The following is a 14,844-nucleotide window of genomic DNA, read 5'->3' as shown; positions in this document are numbered from 1 at the left end:
AATTCATCGCTTAAGTACCTTAACGCGGCAAACGGCAGATGTTTGGCAACTGCACTCCGGAATAGCGTTCTTCGACCCTTCGTTAAACCTCTCACAGCCAAGGAGGTTCTCTCTTAAAACGGACTGTCGCTTACTTGTTCCATCAATGTTTTGGTTATAGTCTTGTCATAGTCATTATAAAAATCATTTTTCTAAAAGTCAATCATTCTGAAAGTGTTGACGCACATGGAGTAAAGTCACTTTTAACACAGCCAAAAGCGGCACCGCTAAAAGAAGACCAATGATTCCTCCAAGCTCCACACCAACAAGAAGAGCCAAAATGATAAATAACGGATGAAGGTGCAGTGTTTTTCCTACAATGAGTGGCGAGAGAACATTTCCTTCAATCTGCTGAATGACAGCAAGAATGATCAATGTATACAATGCTTTGTCCCAAGAGATGAGTAAAGCAGCAATTAGTGCTGGTACCATTCCAATGATTGCACCAAAGTATGGAATAATATTCGTTGCCCCTATAAACAGTCCGAGTAAAGCAGAATAAGGTACACCTATAAACCACAACCCAATGACTGATAACGTAGCAACTCCTGCTGCTACAAGCATTTGCCCTCTTATGTAGCTTCCAAATGTGTGATTAACATCTCGTCCATATAACGCAAGAGGCTTTCTCCATTTTACTGGTGTTAGATACCACACTGTCTTTTTAATTAAAGAAACATCCTTTAGAAAATAAAAGACCAAAAATGGAATGACCACAAGAGATGGAATCGATTTTAGTCCAGCTAATAATCCTGTTTCTAAGCGATCTAACCATTTTTCTGAGGCAATGATCAGTTCGTCTGACCAATCGTCTAAATGGTCTCTTAAAAAGAGTGGCATTCTTTCAACGGAATCTTCCCATGAATGCACTAAGTCCATTACTCGCTCTACTTGACTTGGCAATACCTGCATAACGTCCTGTACTTGGCGTATAAAAATAGGGACTCCATAAATAATGGCTAATGCTAAAACGACTAAAAATAATCCAAACACAAGTAGAATGGCTACTATACGAGGAAGTCTCCACTGATGAAGACCATCTATTAATGGATGAAGAATATATGCAAAAAGACCTGCAAGGAGCAAAGGTGTGATTATCTTCAAAACCACATGTAAGATAGGCAAAAGAAATGGCCACAACACAAAGAACGCATAAAGAATGAGGAGCCAGATGAATAAATGAAGCGTGCGAAAGATAAATGAAAAAGATTGTTTTCTCTCCCTCATAATTCTCCTCCTTATAAAAAGAGAGCCGGAACAAAAGCTTGTTCCGGCAAGTCTATTTAACGAAATGCTTTCATGACTTTTTTTCTTGTTTTTTTCCATTGTTTCTTCGAGATAAGCGGCTCAGACGTTAGCTTTTCAAGCTTATGCAACCACTCATCCTTCATTGAAGTAGACTTAGCCTGATTCATTGAATAGATTGCTGCACCTAACCCCACTAATAGTAATGGCTTCATTGTTCGACGCATTCACTCATCTCCTCGTTTTACTTCTCCATTTGAAGCTGTTCATCTTCAAATAAGTCGTCCAACGAGCTTAACGAACCATCCTCCTCCACTTGATGAAGAGATAGTCTGCCTTGAACGATACTCATTTCAACAAAGCAGCTCCAGCAGTAGTATTGATTTGTTCCAATCTTTCCAATATCTATACTTCGACAATTTGGGCAGCGCATTGCGGGGCCTCCTTTAATTAGAGAGGATGGCTCGCTCCTTACCTACAACTAAATGCTGACCCCGGTACATCTTTTGTCCAGTAGTCAAATCGGCAAGCAAACCGTCCGTCACTTTATACCCCACAATCGTGCCCATTTCCACGCTGAAATATACATCTTCAATCAAACCAAGCATCGCTCCCGATTGAGAAAAGAGCTCCATACCCTTTAGCTTGCATCGTCCAAGAGCAAGTGGAGTATCACCTGTTTTTCCTGGCTGACACGTTTTGATTACTTCCTTTGTTCGAATCATAATGGCCTGATCCCCAATACTTGATACGTGCTCAAGCAGCAAAAAACGATGACGGTTAAACCACCCACGCATATTAATGAGCAATCCAGTGATTCGGTTATTCGAAATCAGTATGTCGATTACTCGCCCACATTCTGTTCCCTGCTCCATCTCAATCACAGGCAAACCTTCAACAAATGCAAATGTTCGCAACGAGTCACCTTCCTTCCGAACGTTTATAGTTTAACCAAAACACTTGCTTGTATGAGGACTGTGACTCGTTTGGTTTATGCGTACACGAAATAAAAAAAGTCGCTGGAAGACTATGCTTCCTGCGACTTTTGCTCTGCAAGTAATAATTGCAGTCGATTCACAAGCTGGGAATGACGCTCAAGGTCCTCTCCACTTGTAATCGTGTATTCAACTGTTCTCTGTTCTCCACACATTAACAAAAACTGCTTTGCTCTTGTAACCGCTGTGTAGAGAAGATTTCTACGAAGCATGCGACTATAGCTACGAACAACAGGGAGGACAACGATTGGAAACTCACTTCCTTGTGCTTTATGAATTGAACAGCAATAAGCATGAGTTAATTGATTTAGCTCTGTCTTGTTATAAACAACCTCTGTCCCATCAAAAGAAACGACAATTTGATCCTTGCGTTCAGCATTTTCTTTCGCATAAAAAATTGCCACAATTTCTCCACGGTCCCCGTTATACACACGTTCTTCCGGATTGTTCACTAATTGAAGAACCACATCTCCAGTCCGATACACTAGATCACCAAATGTAAGTTCACGCACTTTTTCTTTCTTTGGATTAAAAAGCTCCTGCAGCATAACATTTAATTCGGTAATCCCTGCGCCTCCCTTGTACATAGGAGCAAGCACTTGAATGTCTCTAGCATCGTACCCTTTTTTTACTGCATTTTCACAGATCTGCCAAACAACATCCTTTACTTGATCGACTTTACAAGGAAAAAAGCGACGATCCGATTGAGCTTTTGTTAAATCAGGAGGAGCATAGCCATCCTTCATTGCATGCGCAAGCTCAATAATGGATGAGCCTTCTGCTTGACGATAAATGTCCGTTAACGCGACAAGCGGAATCGTTTTTGAATGAATGAGATCCCTGAGCACTTGTCCGGGCCCAACAGATGGTAATTGATTTTCGTCTCCTACGATCACCACTTGCATTCCCTTAGGTATCGCTTTAAATAACGAATTAGCTACCCAACTATCAACCATCGACATTTCATCAATAATAAGCAGTTCACCATTAAGTGGCTCATGCTCTCCTTTATCAAACCCACCAGCTCCACCTTTCCACCCAAGCATACTGTGAATGGTAGCTGACGGAAGACCTGTTGCTTCAGACATTCGTTTGGCAGCACGACCGGTTGGAGCAGTTAGCAGAATTGGAAAAGGATTGCTTGACGTATACGCTCTAGGATCTAAAGAAAGTCCATGCAGGCGTGCATAAACCTCAACAATCCCGCGAATAACAGTCGTTTTACCCGTTCCAGGACCTCCCGTTAAAAGCATGAGCGGTTTTGCAATCGCCTCTTGTATCGCTTGTTTTTGCGAGGAAGCATATTCCAAACCCCACTCTTCTTCAAGCTCCCCTAATGTTTTTAGAAATTCTGCTTCAGGAAATTCATCCTTTACCTCCGCTGAAAGTAATCGACGAATATTTGAAGCAATACCCTTCTCAGCACCGTATAATGACTTTGTATACACCCTTGTTTCTTCAACAACAAGTAAGCCTTCTTCGTTCATTTGAATAAGCTGTTCTTGAATTTCTTCCTGTGTAATTTTTTCATTGGGCGAAGACAGTAATGCAACAGCTTGATTCGTTAACAAATCTGCTTCAATGTACATATGTCCCTCTTGAATACAGAGCTCATGGACTAAAAAAGAACATCCCGCTCGCAGGCGGTCCGGATGATTTCCGGTTAATCCAATCGAAGCCCCTAGTTGGTCCGCTCGCCTAAAGCCTATGCCATCTACATCGTGAATGAGCTGATACGGATTATGTTTAATAATTTCAAGTGCTTGTGTTTTGTAGACCTGGAAAATCTTTAAAGCAAGATCTACACCAAAGCCATGTTCCGATAAGACAATCAGGTCCTGCTCGACGCCTTGCTGTTCATACAAATTTTCATAAAGCTGAGCAGCTTTTTCTTCTTTTAATCCTGGGATATCAAGTAAGACCTTTCGATTTTCAACAATTCTAGAAATTGCTTTGTCTCCGAGCCTCTCCACAATCGCCTCAGCCGTTTTTGTTCCGATCCCCGGAAACCGATCGCTGGCAAGATACTTAATAATACCTTGTTTACTTTGTGGAATATCTCTTCTGCTCTGCTCCACTTTATACTGGATGCCGAACTTAGGATGGTCGGCAATGCTCCCAAAAAAGATAAATGTTTCATCCTGTTCAACATGAGGAAGCACACCAACAACGGTTAGTTTTTTTTCATCGAGGTCTTCGTTCGTTTCTCGAACACGCACAACGGCAACCGTGTAAAAGTTTTCGTCGTTTCTAAACACAACGTGAGAAATCTCTCCTTTTACATATCCTCGTTGTACGTCATTTGTTTGCTCTCCTGATTGTTCCAACGTTCCTCACCCTCAATTTAAGGCTTGTTCAATAATCTTTTTCCCGTTACCCGCGAGTACATGATCTGGCTGTACTTGAAGTGCTTTATCAAAAGAGGCAAGAGCATCTTCTGCTTGGTCCTTGCTTGCGTAAGCAACACCTAGGTTGTAATATGCATCTGCATGATTCGGATCAAGTTCAACTGTTTTCAGAAGATACGGCATTGCTTCATCAAGCTGCTCAAGCTGCGCAAATGTTAAACCGAGCTGGAAATTTGCATCTACATCTGTCTCGTTTAACTCAACAGCACGTTGGAAATTTGCGCATGCATGAGGAAGAGAACCAAGCTGATAGTAGCTCATTCCTAACATAAAATACAAGTCTGCTTCATCAAGCTGTTTCATCAATGCTTGCTTGAACATTTTAACGGCCTCTTCAAATTGATCTTGCTTGTAATAGATTGTACCAGCACCGTAATACGCTGTAGCGGCTTCTTCATCAAGACCGATCGCTCGATCAAAGAAAACCAGCGCACGTTCATTTTCATCTAATAATGAAAGGAGGTTGCCAAAATTAATAAAAGCAGCAGGATCGTTCGGATTTGTTTCAATGGCTTCTGTAAAAGCTTTACCTGCTTCCTCATATTGCTGATTTCTCATATGTTCAATACCTTTTTCGTTTAACGTACTCATTATTCATTCTCCTCACTTGAAAAAAGGGAAAACACCATTCAGGCATTTTCCCAATTTGTTTTCACTACATCAATCGTTCCGCCACCTAGACAACGATCTCCTTCATAAAAGACCACAGCTTGACCTGGTGTAACCGCTCGTTGATCTTCATCAAACGTAACTGTTGCCGTCCCATCAGCATGCGGATGCACAGTAACTGCTTGGTCAGATTGACGATATCGGAATTTAGCTGTACATGTAAATGGCTCGGTTGGCGCCACGTCCATAATCCAATTCATTCCAATCGCTTCAAGACCTGTTGAAAACAATCCGTAATGGTTTGATCCTTGTCCAACTAATAGAACATTTCTCGACAAGTCCTTGCCAACTACAAACCACGGCTCTCCTGCTCCACCGATGCCAAGACCTTGACGTTGTCCTAATGTATGATACATCAGACCGTCATGGGTTCCTTTCACTTCATCCGTTTCAAGCGTACGAATTTCACCTGGCGTAGCCGGAAGATACGTGCTTAAGAATTCCTTAAAGTCACGCTCGCCAATAAAACAAATTCCTGTACTATCTTTCTTAGAAGCTGTGGCAAGATTAGCTGCATGCGCGCGCTCTCTCACTTCTGATTTAGGCATGTCTCCAATCGGGAACATCACCTTTTGCAGCTGTTGTTGACTTAATGCATTTAAGAAATACGTTTGATCTTTGTTGTCATCGACACCGCGAATCAATTGGAATACTCCGTTCACTTCTTCCACTCTCGCATAATGACCCGTTGCCACATAATCTGCACCAAGTGTCATCGCATGGTTAAGGAACGCTTTAAATTTTATTTCTTTATTACACATCACATCCGGATTAGGGGTGCGACCTGCTTTATATTCTTCAAGGAAATAGGTAAATACCTTATCCCAATATTCCTTTTCGAAATTGACCGCATAATACGGAATATCTAATTGGTTACATACACGAATCACGTCATTATAGTCTTCTGTAGCTGTACAGAAGCCTGACTCATCCGTATCATCCCAGTTTTTCATGAACATGCCGATCACGTCATAGCCTTGTTCTTTTAACAATAGCGCTGTGACAGACGAATCCACTCCTCCAGACATCCCAACAACCACACGGGTATCTTCAGGGCGTTTAGTCACCTTGCTCACTCCATTTCTTTATGCTACACAATAAAAGGCTGCTGCTTTTGATAACGTTTCACGATCTTAGCCGTTTCACGTGCAGCTGTCTCTATTTCAAATTCGGAATTACCGATCCCGAAACTATATCGAATAGCTGTTTTTGCCCGTTCATTCTTTTCGCCAAACATGGCTGTTAATACATGAGATGGCTCAATGGAACCTGCAGTACATGCAGATCCACTCGAAGCTTCAATCCCAGCTAAATCCAGATTAACTAGCATAGATTCAACGTTCACTCGGGGAAAACTAATATTTAATATATGAGGAAGAGATTTACTCGGATGGCCGTTAATCGAGAAATCAATTTCTTCCTGCTTAAGAATAGCAGAAAAAAGCTCTTTGTAGGTACGATATTGCTCGTTTTTTTGTATTTGTTCTTTTGAGGCTCTTACAAAACTATCTGCTAGTCCAATAATTCCGGCGATATTCTCAGTTCCTGCACGCCTTTTTCGTTCTTGCTCCCCTCCATAAAATGGAGGAGTGATCGTGATATCTTCACCTACATAAAGAAAACCAATACCCTTTGGCCCGTTCAGCTTATGAGCACTAACAGATAGAAGATCTACATGTAGCTGATGAATGGATAAATCAAGGCTTCCTGCAGCCTGAATCGCATCCGTGTGCAGCGCCGCTTGATGATCTTTTAATTTTAGACCGAGTTCTGGTATCGGCTGTACAGTCCCTACTTCATTATTACCATACATAATTGAAACAAGGATTGTATCCGATCTTAACGCTTGATCAAAATCATCAAGTGATATCATACCAGTCTCATCAACAGGTAAATATGTTACATCAAAGCCTTCCTGTTCAAGCTGTTCACACGTATGCAAGACCGCATGATGTTCAATCTGCGTCGTAATAATGTGGCGACCTTTATGCTGGTTTGCCTTGGCATACCCTATTAAGGCAATATTATCAGCTTCAGTCCCGCCACTCGTAAATAGGATGGTGTTCGGGGTGACATGTAGTTCGGTAGCAATGTGCGCCCGAGCTTCATCTAATGCTTGCCTCGCTCTCCTGCCCGTCCGGTGGATGCTTGAGGCATTACCAAATACCTCTGTTAAATAAGGCATCATTGCCTCGAGTACATCTGGGTGCAGCGGCGAGGTTGCAGCATGATCCAAATAGATTCGTTCCAAAAAAATCACCTACTTTTATAAAAACTGATTTAAATGTAGAACATGTAATATTCTTGTTCGCCCTCTGTTTTAAAGTTCGCTAAATCATCGAGCGTCGTAGAATCAAGCACGTCTTTTACAGCATCACGAATTTTGATCCATAGATCACGTTTTGCAGGCTCTTCGTCTTCAAGTACTTCAACAGGACTAATGGGTCCTTCTAGCACACGAATGATGTCTCCCGCCGTAATTTGTTTAGCCTCTTTGGCTAGCATATAGCCTCCATAAGCCCCACGCACACTTTTAACTAGCATTGCATTTCGCAGAGGTGCGATCAGCTGCTCTAGATAATGCTCAGATAAATCGTATTCCTTAGCAATGGATTTTAACGAAACAGGACCATCACCTGATTTCTTTGCTAGTGCCATCATGATGGTCAACCCGTAACGTCCCTTTGTTGATATCTTCATATTGAATCCCTCTTTCTAAAAATGTTTGAACTAATCGTCTGCCATGCGGTAAGGTAATGCCCACCACGTAGCTAATTCCTATACAGTATAATAGTGTACCCAAGAATACTGGGCCACCTAAAAGCCACCCTACTGTTAATACCGTAATCTCAAGTACGATTCGCACTCGCTGGACACTCCAGCCTGTGCGCTTATTTAATGCAAGCATCAGACTATCCCTTGGTCCAGCACCGAGACCCGGCGCAATATATAATCCAATTCCATATCCATTAATGAAAATACTTGCAAGTAACATCGTCCAGCGTACGGTCGTTTGATCAACAGTTGGTAGAATAAATAAAAATAAGTCGATAAACACACCGACTAAAATCATGTTGACAACTGCCCCGACTTTTGGCCATTCCCTTAACAATAAACCCGAGCCAATCAGAATCGCAACACCAGTTAGGATTGACCAAGAGCCTACAGTTAAACCAAATTGCTGCATCAGTCCAACGTGTAACACTTCCCAAGGAGCAATTCCTAGCTCTGCACGAATCATTAAAGCAATGCCAAATGACATCACCATCAGGCCAAAAAGAAAAAAGAGCCATCGAAGCCCTAGTGTTTGGACTTGACGTCCATTTCGAACATGTGACAAATAATCCCTTCTTCCCGATAATTCCTAGCTATTATATCATGATTCTCTCACTAGATGATACTCATAAGATGGCAATTCACAAACGTTTCTCGATCTACTCTAACATGTTACTCTATTGATTAGTAAGATATCTAAAGGAGAGAAGTTCGTTGAAAAAGCAACCACTTGCTTATCGAATACGACCACAGTCCATTCATGATGTGATCGGACAAGAACAATTACTTGGAGAAGGCGAGCTCCTACGAAGAATGATAGATGCTAACCAGCTTAGTTCCATGATCTTATACGGTCCTCCGGGAACGGGTAAGACGTCGATCGCCAGGGCAATTGCTGGTACGATGAATCTACCATTTAAATTGTTAAACGCGGTGATGCATAACAAAAAAGATATGGAAACCCTTGTTGCTGAGGCAAAAATGCACGGACAAATGATCGCGATCATGGACGAGGTGCATCGGTTAGATAAAACAAAACAAGATTTTTTATTGCCTCACTTAGAAAATGGATTAATTATTATGATTGGTGCTACGACATCGAACCCTTACCATGCGATTAATCCTGCTATACGCAGCCGGTGTCATATCTTTGAATTAACGCCTCTTGAACCAAATGATATAAAAAAAGCGTTATGTCGAGCAGTTCAAGATCCTGTCAACGGTTATGGAAAAGCAGAGCTGGATGTAGAAGATGCAGCACTTGACCACCTGGCAGCAGCTTGTGGAGGTGACGCTCGGTCTGCATTAAATGGTCTAGAAGTAGCCATTCTTTCTACACCTAAGCCAAAAGATGGTCCTAAACGTATTACGAAACATATCGCCGAAAAAAGCATTCAAAAGAAAAGCTATCAGCATGATAAGGATGGCGACGCATATTATGATGTTCTTTCTGCTTTTCAAAAATCAATCCGTGGCAGTGATGTTGACGCGGCCCTCCATTATTTAGCTCGCTTGATTGAAGCGGGCGATCTTGTAAGCATCGCTAGACGGTTACTTGTGATTTCCTACGAAGACATCGGTCTCGCTAGTCCTCAAGCAGGTGAACGAACATTATCTGCAATTGAATCAGCAGAACGATTAGGCTTCCCCGAAGCTCGTATTCCACTTGCTAATGCAGTCATTGAGCTTTGCCTCTCACCAAAGTCCAACAGTGCCATCCAAGCGATTGACCATGCCATTTCTGATTTAAGAAAGGGAGGCGTTGGTGATGTACCCGCTCATTTAAAGGATGCTCACTATAAGGGAGCTCAGGATCTTGGGCGAGGCGTAACCTACAAGTATCCTCATGATTATGAAAATGGCTGGGTTAAACAACAATACCTGCCGACTCCATTAAAAGACCGTTCCTATTATTCCCCTAAACAAACGGGGAAATTTGAAGCAACTCTTGCTCAACTGTATAGCCGCTTAAAAGACACTCGATCATAAGAAAAGGCGAATGTCCATGTAATACATGAACATTCGCCTCCTTTTTTATCTTTCTTGATAGACTGGTAAATGAAAGAAAAATGATGTGCCTTCCCCTTCTTTACTTTCAACCGATAATGAACCATGTAGTTCCTCTGCAATGCGGAAACAGGTCATTAACCCAAGTCCTGTACCATCTGACTTGGTTGTAAAAAATGGTGTACCGATGCGCTCTAATGTCTCTTCGCTCATACCAATCCCATTATCCTTAACAACAATGAGTAATTGATTTGATTCACTTTCCTTCACATGAATCAATAGCTCACCTTGGCTTGCCATTGAATCCATCGCATTTTTCACAAGATTCATCATCACTTGCTTTACCTTATCTGCATCAACCCATGCTACTGGTAAATCGGCAGCATATGTTAATGTGAAGGTAATATTACGCTCATTCGCTTCCGCCAAAAAAATCTGCCTTGTTTGATTAAGGATTTCCAACACATTTGTCTCCACTTTTTGTAGTGGTTCTGGTCTGGCCATGTTCAATAAGTCTTTAATAATATTATTTACACGATCAATTTCTTTTACCATCAACTCAAACTGACTCTTTTTACTTTCCTGACGCTCCTCGCGCTGAAAGATTTGTAAGAATCCTTTAATTGTACTTAAGGGATTACGGATTTCATGTGCAAATCCAGCTGCCAACTCCCCGACCACTTTTGATTTCTCAGAACGAACGAGTTGTTGCTGCATGGCTCGTTTCTCTGTTACATCATTAAATACGATCAATACATCCTGATCCAAGCATACATCCTTGTCCTCAGTTAGTTTAGAAACACTAATGGAGAACGTATGATAAACTCCTGCCAGTGTACAGCTGAACTCGTATCTTCGATTGGCTTCTGGAGCAGAGTTGATATCTAGATCTGCTGATTGCAAAAAGGCTTTGAATCGACGATTAATAATAGCCGCTTCTGTCAAATTAAGACCCACGATCTGATCTCGCTTTATACAAAAAAGCTCCTCACACGCTGCGTTAAACGTTGTAATTACTTGATCCTTTACCCTGTATGCCAAAATTCCATTCTCAGTTGTTTCGAGTATTAGGCTTGATTTCTGGTGAACCCGTTCTCGATTCATTAATTTGGTTGTCATTAAACGAAACGCCCTTGTTAATGTATCCGCTTCTTGATAAAAACCTTGCGTAATCGGATCAACTTTATAATTAAACGTAAAAGTAGTTGTCGCTACAACCAATTGTTCCAATGGTCTTACAATATAATTAGCCAGCTTCAATACAGCGAACAACGTAATAATAAATACACAGCTGAACAAACCAATATAGCTCAGGAGTAAATGATTTTGCGAATTATACAGATCCGTTTGAGGTATAGAAATGGCAACATACCATGTGTCACCAGCGCCATCTAGAGTTGTGATCTCCTGATAGGTTTGGATCATCTCATTGGTTGGATTAAAGTAAAGCTTTCCTTCTTCAACAATCTCTTCAAAACGTTCATCAGTAAAATCATTAGCCTCGAAATAGTTGAATTGATTTGAGATCAAATTATGATCTGGGTGAGCCAACAACTCACCATCCTGAGCAAACATAAACGCATACTCACTTTGTGTATTCTCTGTAAACTGAATACTTGCTTGATTTAACTTATCTTTGATCTTTGTAAAGTCGATACAGGATGCAACCACTCCAAGAACCGTATCATTTTCATCATATACGGCCTGGCTTAATATAAAAGTAGGCTCTTCAAAAACCTCTCTTTCAATTTTCGCCATTCCAATTCCGTTTTGCCGCGCTTGAGTGTACCAGGCAGATTCCTCAGCAGTAAAACTTGAGGTCACACCTTGATTATGTACAGTAATAAATTCATCGTCATTAATAAAAAGTGAATCAAGGAAATACGGATATGCTGTTTCATAAGAAATCAGTTCATTTCGTATGTCTGATGTATTTAAATTAGGATCTTGCAATACCCGGTTTCTAGCCAGATGTTCTAAATTTGACTGTCTCTCCATTAGAAAATCTTCCAAAGCCGCCACTCGGCTTTCTAGCACTCTAACCAACTGATCTTCCATTTGGGATGATAGATCATCTCGTTGATATTGATACATAATTGTACCTATTAATAAAAGAGGCAGAAAAGTTACACAAGAAAAAAACAAAATCAGTTTTGATCGTAACGTTTTAAACATAGGCACCTCATATGTATGTGATCTCTAAGACTAAGACTATAGCCTTAGTTTACACTTTTTTCGACAAAAACAAAAGTAACCGACAAAACCGATCTTTTTATAGCGAATTAAATCAGTCAGACTTTTTTTCTATCACACTGGTATACAACTTGTTCCATTTGGAAAAAGTAGTAGTACCACTCAACTATAACAAACATTAAACACTACCCACCATTGTAGAAGAATGAAAGGATGATTGACTTGAAAATTAGACAAGACGCTTGGTCACACGAGGACGATGTGTTACTAGCAGAAACCGTACTTGCTCACATAAAGGACGGGAGCACTCAGTTAAGAGCTTTTGATGAAGTTGGAGATAAATTAAACCGCACTTCAGCCGCTTGCGGCTTTAGATGGAATGCCGTTGTTAGACAAAAACACCTCAATGCAATTGAAGATTCTAAGAGAGAACGTAAAGAACGTAAAAGAGCAGCAGGTTTTACGTACTATTCTTCTAAGAAACCGGTTTGGGCACCAGCTTCACTTATGTATCCGACCCCAACCCCTGCAATTGAAACTACATTACATGAGGATGGCTCTTTGGAGGAAATCATTCAGGCGTTACATGCGTATGCAGAAAATGCAGGAAAACAAGAAACACATTCCAAAGAAATGCAGTTCGTTCTCGCAGAAAACGAAGAATTAAAAAGACAAAACTATACAATGCAGCAGGAATTACAAAAAATCAAACAAGATAACAGTATTATTGAAGAAGATTACCAATCACTTATTCAGATTATGAATCGAGCAAGACGCATGGCTATTTTAGAAGACGAAGAAGCCCTCTCAAGTGCAGCATTTAAAATGGACAAGAATGGAAATTTAGAAAAAGTGGCGAAATAAAAAAAGATGTTTGCTTATACCCTAAGGTGTAGCAAACATCTTTTTCTTATGAACGATTGATTTGAATACCTTCTAAAAGATTCGTAATGACATGTCCAGCCATAATCAGCCCACAGACAGAAGGAACAAACGCATTTGAGGAAGGCGGCATCTTCGCTTTTCGAATAGATCCACTTTCCGCTTGTTCTGAAACAATCTCTTTCCGAATTTCTTCTCTAATTTGAATGGGTTGTTCATCTGAGAAAACCACTTCAACCCCTTTATAGATCTTTGACTCGCGCAGCTTACGACGAACGACGCGAGCAATGGGGTCATAGGACGTTTTAGATATATCTGTAATCCTTAGCTTGGTCGGATCCATCTTATTGGCCACACCCATGCTTGAAATAATCGGTATCTTGCGGCTGATACATTCTTTCATAAGATGAACTTTATATGATATCGTATCACTAGCATCAATCACATAATCCAATCCATATGCAAAAAACTGTTCATATGTTTCCTCTGTATAAAACATTTTAAGTGCTATAACCTCACAATCGGGGTTAATGTCTCGGATTCGTTCCTCCATTAGTTCTACCTTAGGTCTGCCTACAGTTGAGAGTAAGGCATGAATTTGACGATTCACATTCGTGATGTCTACATCATCCTTATCCACTAATATTAAACGACCCACTCCGGAACGCGCTAATGCTTCAGCTGAAAAAGAACCAACGCCCCCTATACCAAGCACAGCAACCGTGCTTCCTTTTAATTGATTGAGACCATCATGACCAATGGCTAATTCATTGCGTGAAAATTGATGTAACAAGCGTATTGCCCCTTTCTCCTTACACAACATTTAAGTATATTATCCTCGAATAACTATATCATGAGCTTTTCTTTAGGTAAATCCAATTTAAAGACAACTAAAAAAACGCCTCTAGAAAGGGCGTAACCAAGTACAAAATCATATAGAAAACATAAATCCCGAATATGCCGTAAGTCTATGGTTTTTGAACCTGCGAAGCAGGTGGGTGCCATGTAGTTATATTTTTACGTCCTCTCATCTTACAAGGCTTGTAATCCTACAACTAACGAGCAGGCTCCCTATCAAAAAGTGTTGGCTCAAAAAAGAACAAGAGAATACGAACATCTCAGGATTATGTTTTTGTTGAAATGAGTATATCACGAAAGCATCACTCACGCAATCAATAAGCATACCTTAAACTCGATTAGTTTAGTTCAATTCGTAAATAAGGTATGATACCTATAAGACGATAAACTGTATGGAGGAACGCCATGGAACCACTTGCTATACATCGATGTGTTGAAGTGAAACAAGAGATTGGTTGGATTGAAAAACGTACGGTCGAGACTTCCTTTGACTTACTTTTGTATGAAGATCGGATTGAAGTAAAGGACGCAAGCTACCCTATTAAACATGTTCTTGATATCTCGTATCGTTTGGATGAACGAGATAATAAGATGGGATTCCTTTACCTCCACACAACTGGCGGGATTCGAACATATTATATTAAGACAGAACCGACGGACTTAATTAAAGAATTTAAAGTGCTCATGCCATCAACTAAGTACAATATGTAACAAAAAAGAACGAGGCTGGGACATAACTAAAAATCAATTTGAAAAGGCGAATGATTCGATTT

General features: G+C 40.7%; 15 protein-coding genes, 1 other RNA gene and 1 other annotated feature (1 of these 17 only partly in view). Of the genes, 3 read left to right on the top strand and 13 right to left on the bottom strand.

All coding sequences use genetic code 11. The features are described from left to right. Positions 1–155: a binding site (T-box leader), on the bottom strand (it extends 49 nt beyond the left edge of the window). 43 nt (positions 156–198) lie between these two features. From JNO66_RS01035 to JNO66_RS00990, 10 genes are all read right to left on the bottom strand, one after another. After that, positions 199–1,266, bottom strand: a complete 1,068-nt coding sequence (locus tag JNO66_RS01035) for an AI-2E family transporter (protein WP_203086359.1) — start codon at positions 1,264–1,266, stop codon at positions 199–201. 56 nt (positions 1,267–1,322) lie between these two features. Then, positions 1,323–1,511, bottom strand: a complete 189-nt coding sequence (locus tag JNO66_RS01030) for a hypothetical protein (protein WP_203086358.1) — start codon at positions 1,509–1,511, stop codon at positions 1,323–1,325. A 17-nt stretch (positions 1,512–1,528) separates the two neighbouring features. Beyond that, positions 1,529–1,717 (bottom strand): hypothetical protein, encoded by a 189-nt coding sequence (locus JNO66_RS01025; protein ID WP_203086357.1) that lies wholly within the window; start codon positions 1,715–1,717, stop codon positions 1,529–1,531. 13 nt (positions 1,718–1,730) lie between these two features. Further along, positions 1,731–2,201: a PRC-barrel domain-containing protein gene (locus tag JNO66_RS01020; protein ID WP_203086356.1), complete on the bottom strand. Its 471-nt coding sequence runs from the start codon at positions 2,199–2,201 to the stop codon at positions 1,731–1,733. Positions 2,202–2,311: 110 nt separating this feature from the next. Continuing rightward, the gene (gene recD2 / locus JNO66_RS01015; RefSeq protein WP_203086355.1) at positions 2,312–4,606 is read right to left on the bottom strand and encodes an SF1B family DNA helicase RecD2; all 2,295 of its coding nucleotides are present in this window, start codon (positions 4,604–4,606) and stop codon (positions 2,312–2,314) included. 12 nt (positions 4,607–4,618) lie between these two features. Continuing rightward, positions 4,619–5,278, bottom strand: a complete 660-nt coding sequence (locus JNO66_RS01010; RefSeq protein WP_203086354.1) for a tetratricopeptide repeat protein — start codon at positions 5,276–5,278, stop codon at positions 4,619–4,621. 38 nt (positions 5,279–5,316) lie between these two features. Continuing rightward, positions 5,317–6,423 (bottom strand): tRNA 2-thiouridine(34) synthase MnmA, encoded by a 1,107-nt coding sequence (gene mnmA / locus JNO66_RS01005; protein ID WP_203086353.1) that lies wholly within the window; start codon positions 6,421–6,423, stop codon positions 5,317–5,319. Positions 6,424–6,446: 23 nt separating this feature from the next. Then, on the bottom strand, positions 6,447–7,607 hold the full coding sequence (locus JNO66_RS01000) for a cysteine desulfurase family protein (protein ID WP_203086352.1): 1,161 nt from the start codon (positions 7,605–7,607) through the stop codon (positions 6,447–6,449). 29 nt (positions 7,608–7,636) lie between these two features. Beyond that, on the bottom strand, positions 7,637–8,056 hold the full coding sequence (cymR, locus tag JNO66_RS00995) for a cysteine metabolism transcriptional regulator CymR (protein WP_203086351.1): 420 nt from the start codon (positions 8,054–8,056) through the stop codon (positions 7,637–7,639). Then, the gene (locus JNO66_RS00990) at positions 7,989–8,696 is read right to left on the bottom strand and encodes a YczE/YyaS/YitT family protein (RefSeq protein ID WP_203086350.1); all 708 of its coding nucleotides are present in this window, start codon (positions 8,694–8,696) and stop codon (positions 7,989–7,991) included. Before JNO66_RS00990 ends, cymR begins: the two co-directional genes overlap by 68 nt. 149 nt (positions 8,697–8,845) lie before the next feature. Between JNO66_RS00990 and JNO66_RS00985 the strand changes: the two genes are divergently transcribed. Then, positions 8,846–10,120 carry a replication-associated recombination protein A gene (locus JNO66_RS00985; protein ID WP_203086349.1) on the top strand — a complete coding sequence of 425 codons (1,275 nt, stop codon included), beginning with the start codon at positions 8,846–8,848 and terminating at the stop codon, positions 10,118–10,120. Between the two features lie 45 nt (positions 10,121–10,165). Here the strand turns inward: JNO66_RS00985 and JNO66_RS00980 are convergent, their stop codons facing one another. Then, entirely contained in the window at positions 10,166–12,313 is a 2,148-nt protein-coding gene (locus JNO66_RS00980) for a sensor histidine kinase (protein ID WP_203086348.1), read from the bottom strand. Between the two features lie 240 nt (positions 12,314–12,553). Between JNO66_RS00980 and JNO66_RS00975 the strand changes: the two genes are divergently transcribed. Further along, the gene (locus JNO66_RS00975) at positions 12,554–13,195 is read left to right on the top strand and encodes an RsfA family transcriptional regulator (RefSeq protein WP_203086347.1); all 642 of its coding nucleotides are present in this window, start codon (positions 12,554–12,556) and stop codon (positions 13,193–13,195) included. 46 nt (positions 13,196–13,241) lie between these two features. On the opposite strand, the gene JNO66_RS00970 is transcribed toward JNO66_RS00975, so the two are convergent. Beyond that, positions 13,242–14,006 carry a tRNA threonylcarbamoyladenosine dehydratase gene (locus JNO66_RS00970; protein ID WP_203086346.1) on the bottom strand — a complete coding sequence of 255 codons (765 nt, stop codon included), beginning with the start codon at positions 14,004–14,006 and terminating at the stop codon, positions 13,242–13,244. Between the two features lie 151 nt (positions 14,007–14,157). Further along, positions 14,158–14,341, bottom strand: a non-coding RNA gene (gene ssrS / locus JNO66_RS00965) — 6S RNA. Positions 14,342–14,476: 135 nt separating this feature from the next. Between ssrS and JNO66_RS00960 the strand changes: the two genes are divergently transcribed. Next, on the top strand, positions 14,477–14,782 hold the full coding sequence (locus JNO66_RS00960; protein WP_203086345.1) for a hypothetical protein: 306 nt from the start codon (positions 14,477–14,479) through the stop codon (positions 14,780–14,782). The last annotated feature ends 62 nt before the right edge of the window (positions 14,783–14,844 follow it).

It is taken from the genome of Alkalicoccobacillus gibsonii, from assembly GCF_016798245.1.
GTDB classification, from domain to species: domain Bacteria; phylum Bacillota; class Bacilli; order Bacillales; family Bacillaceae_D; genus Alkalicoccobacillus; species Alkalicoccobacillus gibsonii.
This window is presented reverse-complemented; position numbering and strand designations above follow the sequence as displayed.

What these genes read in the sequence shown, in the direction of transcription:
- JNO66_RS01035 (WP_203086359.1), bottom strand. Translation starts at nt 1,266, where the DNA reads ATGAGGGAGAGAAAACAATCTTTTTCATTTATCTTTCGCACGCTTCAT.
- JNO66_RS01030 (WP_203086358.1), bottom strand. Translation starts at nt 1,511, where the DNA reads ATGCGTCGAACAATGAAGCCATTACTATTAGTGGGGTTAGGTGCAGCA.
- JNO66_RS01025 (WP_203086357.1), bottom strand. Translation starts at nt 1,717, where the DNA reads ATGCGCTGCCCAAATTGTCGAAGTATAGATATTGGAAAGATTGGAACA.
- JNO66_RS01010 (WP_203086354.1), bottom strand. Translation starts at nt 5,278, where the DNA reads ATGAGTACGTTAAACGAAAAAGGTATTGAACATATGAGAAATCAGCAA.
- cymR (WP_203086351.1), bottom strand. Translation starts at nt 8,056, where the DNA reads ATGAAGATATCAACAAAGGGACGTTACGGGTTGACCATCATGATGGCA.
- JNO66_RS00980 (WP_203086348.1), bottom strand. Translation starts at nt 12,313, where the DNA reads ATGTTTAAAACGTTACGATCAAAACTGATTTTGTTTTTTTCTTGTGTA.
- JNO66_RS00960 (WP_203086345.1), top strand. Translation starts at nt 14,477, where the DNA reads ATGGAACCACTTGCTATACATCGATGTGTTGAAGTGAAACAAGAGATT.